The following is a 9,389-nucleotide window of genomic DNA, read 5'->3' as shown; positions in this document are numbered from 1 at the left end:
TCTCCTGGCCTATGGACTTGTGGATAAGCCATTCTGAGAGTAAGGTGAATGAACTAACAAACCGGGAATAGCTCTTATTTTTCCTGAATTTTGTTCCAGATCCCCGGACCTAGCTAAGTTTATATTCTTCAGGACAATCATCCACAACAGCAGGCCTTGATTTCGATGTAGTGGTTCCTGTCCTTATTTCTTCTTTGTATTTAGTTACTTTGGAAGCTAAAGTTGAAGTGGGTAAAGTTTGATCGCCTTCATGTTGAATATGGCACTGATAAGGATCTGAATGAATGTATTTCTGAGCGGGTGTCACATGCCATCCAGTAAGCTCCAATATATTTTTAATAATGGATTTTGATAAAGAGGGAATAAATGAAGTTCGGTCAATCATATCAGCAACAGCCGCCTTAAATGATTTAAATGCATTATTCATGATAAGCCGCACTTGAATACCAGCTTGCCCTTCTAGCTCTTTTTTTACCTCCATCGCAACGGCTGCACCAAAGCAATCACCCTGTAAAATAATATCGTCAGGCTTTATCCCTTGTTTTAATAAAGATGAAACCACTGCAATCCCTGCATTTACTAAATCATTAGCCTCAGTAACTTTTCCGGAACTCAAACCGATGCCAGGAAAATTAAAGGCATGGACCGTTGCCCCTGTCTCTTTTGCTGCGGCACTAATATCACGAAAGCATGCTTGATAATAGGTATTTGCACCAGTAAAGTAAACGATGTGTTTACCTGTTCCTGGTTTTGAAGACGAACTCGGTTCGGGTTGGCAAGTCAAAACTTCTAATTCACAGGATTCGCCGCTAACTAATTGAGATGGCTCAGTCTTTAGTTTTAAATTCAAGCCTTGGAATGTTGTATGATAATTTGCGTCTGGATTAGATTTTTGTTGGTTGAGGAAATCATCAAATGGCGCAAATTGTTTTCCATTAGCCTCCTCCCCGCCATAGCCTTTTTTTTTATACCAATCTCCGTCCCCTTCAGGAAAAAGGAGTTTAGCAACGGACAATTTGAGATAATTTTGGAAAAAAGAATTACTGTTTTTATCTCGCCTTGATTCATTATTTTCGAACATCCATCCACCAAAAGATAAAAAATTGGACACTATACTGATTATAGTACGACTTTTTTACGCCTGTTCAGTTGTGGTGATAGAATGTGATAGAGGCAAGGATTAACTACCCCATTTGCTCTCCTACTCTTCGTTAATAAGCAGTTAAGCTAGAATCGACATCTTTTATCCAACCTAGAATACCCGCTTTTAAGTTAGTCACTTTGAAACCTGAGTTATATAATTGCATGCAGGCTTCAGCGCTTCTCATTCCTGATTTGCAATACACAACTATCTGTTTCTCAAGGTCCAAAAACTCTTTCGCCGCTTCAATACTAAATGATGATAGAGGAAGGTGTATCCCTCCTATATGACAGATGATTCTTTCAAATGACTCCCTAACATCCAGTAATTGAATTGAGTCTTCGTTGATTTGTATTAATTCTGCCAATTCTGTAGATGAGATTTCTGGATAACTTAATGAGTCTTTGCATTGCGGATATGCGCTATGTTTAATAAGTGGATGTTGGCTGCAATCTTGCTTACTAATAGAGAACCGTTTAAATTGCATGGTTAATAAATTCATGCTTAATAAGGTGCCTGATAAAACACCAGGGCTGCCTAAAATAACTTGAATGGCTTCCATTGCCTGTAAGCATCCAGCAACACCAGGTAACACCCCAAGCACTCCAGATAAAGAACAATTAGGTGATAAATACGCAGGCGGGGGCTCCGGATATAAGCATTGATAGCATGGGCCCTGTTGAAAATTAAACACACTTAATTGGGCATCGAACTGAAAAATACTTGCAGATACGAGTGGTTTTCCTAATGAGCGGCACAGATCATTTAACAAATAGCGAGTGGAGTAATTGTCTGTTGCATCTAGAATCACATCGTAATGACTAATTAATGCCGACGCATTAGCTTCAGATAGAAATTCTTGATAGACATTCCAGATGACGTAAGAGTTCAGCGTTCGAAGTTGCTCATATATCACTTGAGCCTTATTGCGACCAATGTCTTGTTCGCGAAACAAAATTTGTCTTTGTAAATTACTCAACTCAACTTTATCGCCATCCATCACGCCTAAAGTACCGATACCGCTAGCTGCTAAATATTGTAAGGCCGGACAGCCTAGCCCTCCACCACCTACACATAATACCTTCGCCTTCTTTAATCGCTCTTGGCCTTCGAGTCCAATAACGGGTAAGTGGCGGCTGTAACGAGCAAGCTCATCCTTTCCTAAAATAGTCATTTATTCTCCTACCCAGGCAGTGACCATCTCAATAGTATTCATAGGGCTTATGGATCTCTTGGATATGATCACATTTTTATACTTCATAATAGAAATCACCACCCTGCTCTTCCAAAGATATGAGCGAAAATTGCTCATAATATTGACTAAGTTTCTCTAAAAATATCAGGACTATCCAAGCGGGTACTTTATTCATGTTTATTGATAAAACAGCTAAAAAAAAGCACGAAAGCTAATCCTGTGATAGCTACTTAAATAAAAGCGTCAATTTAAGTTCTTTATAAGTAGCTGTCAACCTAATATCCTATTCATACCCTAGAGGCAAACATTATAAATTCAGTGATTAAGTTTTTGTAACTAGCAATGACTCTACTGACTAGGTTGTTCTTCTTTGAGAACAAGCCGTTAATTCCCTTAGCCTTATCTACGCGTTAAATAACCATACGCTATGTAAATTTTACTGTTAATGTTCCGCATACCCCTTCAAGAAAAGTAAAGTAAAGTAAAGTAAAGTAAAGTAAAGTAAAGGCCATTTTAACCTGTTAAACCTAGTATAAATAGGTTAAGTAGAACTCATTTAGGGTTATGACTTACTTGTAGAGAATCCATACTTACCCCTCCTCCATCGCTTGATGAGGTCCCATTATCCAGAAGATAAACACCGGCTTTAAAGTAAAGATCTTGCATTCCCCAACCTAATTTATTATTAGTGGAGGTATTTATCTTAGCTAGGGTAGAGGTGTTATTCACTTTAACACTTAATGTACCATCTTTAAGCAATACCACATCATAAATAAAGGTTTGATTTAGAGGAATATTTTTAGCAAGGGTAACCCGTTTTAAAAAAGTCTCGCTACCAGGAATGGTTCTTATTTGGATATAAACGCAGCCATTACAAGTTTGTTTATTAGGGTCCAGTTTATTTAAATCATAGGTGATTTTTAATAAGGGCTTAGCGGACACCGATTTACCGTAAGCGTCTATAACCGCTTTATGATGTATTTGTCCGATAATTATTTTTTTGGAAGGCGGAATCTTATTTACCCTGACCGAAGAAATCATTTCATTGCTGGCAAAGTTAGCTATTTTCCAATTGAGAATTTCCGATAATTCAGTGCGCGGATAGTCGCTGTTATCAGTGGTTGCGCCATTAAGAGGGGCAAAAAATTTCATGGCTCCAGTTGTACTGTCTGTTGAGAAATAAGGAGCTTGCGTGTACCCTGAATTAGCCGAAGCAACTCCACTTAGTACTGGCTGTTTAATCATAAGCGCATCAGAGCTATTACCTAAGGGTAGAGGCATAGTTAAATTCCACCCATCTAAATTAAAATTAGATGATGGACGCATTAACGGATCTAAGGCATTGATTTTTAATAAATTAGACTCTTTATTTGCGGTGTTTGTAAGAGAGCTTACGCTATTACCTAAAATAGAAATATCCACCTCTCCAGGATTAATTGGCGTCACCAGCATAGAATAATTGGTGCCGCTACCAATGATACTATCTATAGAACCATTAGCTACTTTAACCTGTGAGCTATACAAACCGGCAATAGGTTGACTAAAGGTAACATCGACTTGGAACATTTTGCTGTAGGGATAACCTAAAGAATTTGTTTTTAAAGTTACTGTATTAGTTGATGCGGCGAAGAGGTTAAAAGGAATTGTGATTAAGGAAAACGATAAGGGGATGATAAATCTTTTCAATATGCTTCTCCGAAATAGATTAAAATATTCATCATCCATGAACTACAATACTCCAACCTGTTTAATATTAGTTCATTGAGTTATAGTTTTGTACATTTTTTTAAATTTATTTTCAGAAGGAATGCAAAGTTAATGCATAGTGAAAATAGAGTAGTAAAAGAATCCTTAATGAATTCCATTACTTACACTTAAAGAATTACAACCATCCAGGGATGGAGTTTCTCCATGATCCTTCTGCTCACTTTTCTTATTATCATTTAACCGATAAGCCATATAGCTAAGCGTTAAGCACAACGCAACTGGCCATGAGATAGCAGCGAGCGTAATAATAAAAGCTGTTCCTAAAGCTGTTAATGTTAAATACTTCCAAAAGCCGGCACAGGCTTCTTTATATTTTTCATTTAGTAATTGATACTTTGTATTATTATGCGCACCTGAATTAGTTTTCTCGCGCTGCAAGTCAACCATTGCCTGTTGATATTTTTTAAATTCATCCGTCGTATTATAGAGGGCATTTCCCAATGAACTAAGAAGTGCAAGACCCGCCAAAACTAGGGGGCCGGAACAAACGAGGCTAATTCCAAAGCTAATAACTATAAGGGCAGCAGCTAAAATGTTGATTAGGTAATATGCACACTGAACTTGCCATTGATCCTGGAAAAAATCTATTTGCTTTTTAATAAATTCAGACTCAAGAGACCGAGCAATTTTTTCTTGTCGTTTTAACTCCTCTAAATATCTTGTATGCTTAAGCGATTCAAAAGCCCATTGGCCAAGAAATAACAAAGCATCAAAAAACAAAATAGAGATAATCAATGGTGAGATAATTGAAGCAGGAATTTGAAAAATAGTATTATAACTAGTCAGTAAATTTACGATAGCCCATACTAAGTCACTGATCATAGTAAAAAAACGCTTATCCAACTCCTGAGATAGTACTTTTTTAACTGATAATTCATCATTTAGTGCCGCATGGAAAAGATGCTTGAAAATCATTAACAAATGTAGGGCGAAGCGGAGGAAATACAAGCCTATACCCAAATTAACTAAAGGCTGCCTTGACTGCTCCAATAAATCAATTATTTCTAGCGAAACAGAAGTTGGAAAACTCATTTGTAAATAAAAAATAGCATGATTTGCCAAAGCTCGACTATAGCCCCAATAAGAACGTTTTGAATTAAGAAAACCCACCGTTTTACGGAAACTAGCAATACTGGGCAAAAGAGTAGTTGAGGTTAAGAGAGCCTTTTTTATGTGCGCAGATGACTCATGAATTAAGCAGTGTTCCCGCTCATCAAAGTGCTCTTTAATAAATATTTCAATGTTCATTCTCTGAACAGTTAATTTTTCTACTTCCTCACGTACATAATCCTGTTGGTAATAAAGGGACAAAAGATTGGCTAGATAATAGAAATAAGAAATTGCCTTATAATTTTTTAATAAGCTATCTTTTCTCGCGAATAATTGAGATAAAAAGCCAAATTCATTCTTCAGTTGCTCTAAATCAAAATCATCTTCTTTGAATGATAAATTGGCCTTTGAGGTTGCAGGATTAAAAAAACTATGTTTTATTGAACTCATTAGTTTGCTCATCGCAGGTTCTCTCTAAGTCCGACAATTTGCGATTGAAAAAATTTCATCATAATTTTCTTAAGAGAATGTCATTGCTCGATCAATTTACTGCATTCAAACACATAATAAAAATGACTTTAAAAAATAAAGCTTTTAATATTAATGAGTTAATAAATTTATTTAAAATACGCCGTAGTTGGGATTGTCCAAACAAAATGACCTGTTTGAGAGAACATTATTTTGCTAAGGTAATTCCGCTAGACGTTTTCTTCTCTTCCAAAAGGTCAACTCTTCTCATTCCTTCTAATTCCCCCGGTGAGAGAGGTAGAATTTTGATTATAGGCTTAGCACTAGAGGCGTAAAAATTGCCTGTAATAAGGCCTGTACCATTTCTCCGCGCCGAAAGTGCAAATTCATGCAAAGAAACTCCTAATACGCTAGTTGAACTCCCTTCAGCATTAAAATAGGTCAGCATTTCTTGAGGGTTTGAGATAGCTGTAGCAATGGTAGTTATTCTATAGGGCTTAGCATTGTGATCGTATATTTTAATTAGATTATCAACGTTTACTGCTTGCCAACCGCTAAGCTCATGCAGCTGTTTTACCTGAGGAACAGGTTGTTCAAAGCCCGGATCAATGTGAATAAAATGTACTGGGGTTCTTACATCGATTTCACCCAAGTGCTCTATAGGAAACTGTTGTTGTAACAATGACTTATTATCCTCCCCATGCTGAGTTTGGAGGCAGCTTCCAACCGTAACTATCACATGTCCGCCAACTTTTTGAGCATCGCTTATCGCTTGAATTAGGCCATTTTGAGCCCTTTGCCTATTGACTGTTTCTGCAGCAATTAGGGGAATAGTGACCCGCACCGAAATGGTACTGTCTTCATTAACCCCATAATCACCTTCTAAGGTGCGATCCTCAATACTGGACTCAACAACTATTCCTTTTTTTGCAGGATTAAAATCTATTTTGATAGTATCCAAACCCTCTAATTTCAGTGTTTGAGCCACCTTTTCTTTGACTTGTTTGAGGCTTAAGTCACCATCGTTTTGCATAAGAACCACCTGCGAGGTGCCTTCAACCATTATTTTGATAAACATGAGTACCCTAAGAATTTTCTAGTTGGCTATTTTAACATCAAATCAACCAACAAAGAACCTATAAATATTTTTTTTGTAAACTTTGTGTAAAATTAAAAATAATGACAATAACACATTACTATAAAACTTTATAATGGAACCACATCCAAGGAGCACTGACTGTCATGACTAAAACAATTGAAGAATTAAGAAAAATCCTCACCGAACAAGAAACAGCACTAATAATTAGAGCAAATCATGAACGTTTAAGCCGTCAAGAGCAAACCCACCTTGATAACATTAAAATGAGGTTAGCTGATGAAGAGGGAATGGATGAATTACCTCCTTTGGATATTCTGGCAACTCTTTACAAAAAACCAGTGAAGCCCTTTGAAGTACAATCGGCTAACAACGCAGCAATTTTAAAAATATTTGAAAATTTTGAAAAAGAATTTGGTAAGGAAAACATTAAACATAATGCCTTACACTTCCCCGACAACACTAAAGCGGATGCTTTTTTCCAAAAGCAAGCTAGTGAAGGGCATGCTTTTTTGTTCCAACAGCAAGGTTTTGACAATTATGCCTTCTCCGATGGTAATGGGCATTACAAAATGGGTAGTAAAGAAGAAATAGTTTCTTATTGTAAGAAAAACTCCCTTGAATTACCTACTTCATTTAATTCCGAAATGGCTGAAGAACAAGAACGCTCATTAACCTCTAGCCTGCATTAATTCCCTATGATGGTAGTTAAATTCTCGCTATAATCCCTAATACAAATTGAAAATTAAGGATTATACGAGCGTTTAATCCTTGCAATGCAAAGGGATATTCATGATTCGAGCAGCTCTACTAATTATACTAATAACGTTTAGCATCATCAGCCAAGCCAGCCTCCCATCAGATCCAATTCAGCGCTGTTTGGATATTAGAAGATTAATAGATTTCACCAGCAGGCAAAAAATGGCCGCCAAAGAGCCTGGGGTCCTACGTTTTAAATTTCATAAAATTCCAGCATCAGAATTACCCTTAAATAACGCGGTCGGCAATATGAATGAAGTTATTCAAGCATTGAATAACCAAATTGCCAATTGCAATAAAAGTCGTGGTGAATTTCAAAAAATAACTATCGCAGGCCGACCATTTAAGCGCCAAGACTGGTGTCATAAAACTAACGAAAAAATGCTTGCACTTGCTAAAGCTGCTCATGGAAATTATCAAAAATATATAACAAGTATAAAAAACGAGTTCGATTGGTATAAGAGCGAAGGTTGGCCGGAGAATCATTCAGGATTTAAAAAAGGTGAATTTCAATTTACTGCTTATTACGCACCGGCTGCTCTTGAAGCACGGACTAAACGCGGTGGCGCATTTTTATATCCTATCTATAGTAACCCGGGTGTAGTGAATGTAAATGCAGAAAGCAGAAAATATAACTTGAAAGCCCCGCTTTGTGGTATTGATCCCCTTACCAAAATGATCCGGCCCTTTTGTATGAAGAACGCTGATGGGACATACTCTCTAGCACCTGATAGACAAGAAATTGCTAATGGGGCTTTAGATCAAAAATATATAATCGGCTACGTAAAAGACCCTAATGATCCCGCATTTTTGATGGTAGAAGGTTCTGGCTCATTAATTCTTGATGGTAAATTATATCATCTCAACTATGATGGATTTAATGGCAGGCCCAGGACGATGCTGGGTCGTATAGTCCAATGCGCACAAGATCCCACCTGTGGTGGCAATATTGATGCCATGGAGCGCTGTGCTAAAGATCCCAAATGCCATGATGAGGCTAAATTACGCTGCAACGTTTCAAAAAAAATTAGGCAAAGCGCTGCATCAGAAAAACAAATTCGCCAATATTTAAATAATCTTCCAAGTCCCGATAAAGCTAATGATTTACGTAATCGGGATCAAAGCTTTGTATTTTTTGCTAAAGAAGATGGTGGACCCTATGGCTCAGAAAACATTACACTAACGCCCCATGCCTCATGTGCAACCGATCATAAAGTAATTCCGGTCGGAATGAACTTTATTTATAATTGTAAAAACTCTACCACATGGTGTATTGCCCAAGACACTGGCGGCGCCATTATAGGAGCCCATGTGGACGTCTACAAAGGCGAAGGGGATGCAGCAGGTGTGGAAGCGAATCTGTTAAATCACACCGGCGCCTTATTTATAGCACTACCTAAAACCTAGTAAAAATTTAGGCAACACGAATTTTACTTTCGTGCTGCCTAAATCCAAGTTAGGAATAAGTTGGCTCTCTCCCATTTAAGGAGGCAGCTATATCACCCGCAGAGCACCTTAACCCACACTCTATAATTTTCAAATTCCTAAACCCATAAGCTCGTCGTTGACCGCCACATTCTAACTATATTGCTCTATATAAAGCATTAATACCAAGGTTCTATGAGTTCGCCAAGTCCAGCGTTTATGCCTATTATTACCAGGACCGTAGGTTGGGCCGTTCGGCCTAATGGCACTACCTACAAAATGCGGCTCTTTCCCATTTATTGTGATTCATAGGAGCATATTTATAAAACCTGGAAGTTCTAAGGGATTAAACCAAAAGAAGTACCAATATTAGGCAACGTCCCTGAAGTTTTTATAGACAAGATTTTATTTTGAATTGGTCACAGATTTTTTAATTTCACTTCGATCTACCCCCTCTCCCGCGATAGGAACTTTGATAGTATGATGAT

At 37.5% G+C, this 9,389-nt stretch carries 8 protein-coding genes; 2 read left to right on the top strand and 6 right to left on the bottom strand.

From position 1 onward, the window contains the following. Positions 1-9: 9 nt before the first annotated feature. From ELY15_RS16575 to ELY15_RS10970, 6 genes are all read right to left on the bottom strand, one after another. Positions 10-141 (bottom strand): hypothetical protein, encoded by a 132-nt coding sequence (locus ELY15_RS16575; RefSeq protein ID WP_255411095.1) that lies wholly within the window; start codon positions 139-141, stop codon positions 10-12. Then, positions 110-1,081 carry a Dot/Icm T4SS effector alpha/beta hydrolase gene (sdbB, locus tag ELY15_RS16385; RefSeq protein ID WP_127099950.1) on the bottom strand — a complete coding sequence of 324 codons (972 nt, stop codon included), beginning with the start codon at positions 1,079-1,081 and terminating at the stop codon, positions 110-112. The genes ELY15_RS16575 and sdbB overlap by 32 nt, the downstream gene beginning before the upstream one ends. 130 nt (positions 1,082-1,211) lie before the next feature. Then, positions 1,212-2,315: a ThiF family adenylyltransferase gene (locus ELY15_RS10985; protein WP_127099948.1), complete on the bottom strand. Its 1,104-nt coding sequence runs from the start codon at positions 2,313-2,315 to the stop codon at positions 1,212-1,214. 573 nt (positions 2,316-2,888) lie between these two features. Then, positions 2,889-4,022 (bottom strand): polysaccharide lyase family 7 protein, encoded by a 1,134-nt coding sequence (locus tag ELY15_RS10980; RefSeq protein WP_158617456.1) that lies wholly within the window; start codon positions 4,020-4,022, stop codon positions 2,889-2,891. A 165-nt stretch (positions 4,023-4,187) separates the two neighbouring features. Beyond that, positions 4,188-5,603 carry a hypothetical protein gene (locus ELY15_RS10975; RefSeq protein ID WP_127099944.1) on the bottom strand — a complete coding sequence of 472 codons (1,416 nt, stop codon included), beginning with the start codon at positions 5,601-5,603 and terminating at the stop codon, positions 4,188-4,190. A 226-nt stretch (positions 5,604-5,829) separates the two neighbouring features. Continuing rightward, on the bottom strand, positions 5,830-6,699 hold the full coding sequence (locus tag ELY15_RS10970) for a hypothetical protein (protein WP_127099942.1): 870 nt from the start codon (positions 6,697-6,699) through the stop codon (positions 5,830-5,832). A 164-nt stretch (positions 6,700-6,863) separates the two neighbouring features. On the opposite strand from ELY15_RS10970, the gene ELY15_RS10965 reads away from it, so the two are divergent. Next, positions 6,864-7,409: a hypothetical protein gene (locus tag ELY15_RS10965; RefSeq protein ID WP_127099940.1), complete on the top strand. Its 546-nt coding sequence runs from the start codon at positions 6,864-6,866 to the stop codon at positions 7,407-7,409. A 100-nt stretch (positions 7,410-7,509) separates the two neighbouring features. Then, positions 7,510-8,883 carry an MltA domain-containing protein gene (locus tag ELY15_RS10960; protein WP_127099938.1) on the top strand — a complete coding sequence of 458 codons (1,374 nt, stop codon included), beginning with the start codon at positions 7,510-7,512 and terminating at the stop codon, positions 8,881-8,883. Positions 8,884-9,389: the final 506 nt, after the last annotated feature.

This window comes from Legionella sp. km772 (assembly GCF_003989735.1).
In the GTDB taxonomy this organism is placed as follows: Bacteria; Pseudomonadota; Gammaproteobacteria; order Legionellales; family Legionellaceae; genus Legionella.
The sequence above is the reverse complement of the archived record's forward strand: the minus strand, read 5'-3'. Positions and strand labels throughout refer to the sequence as shown.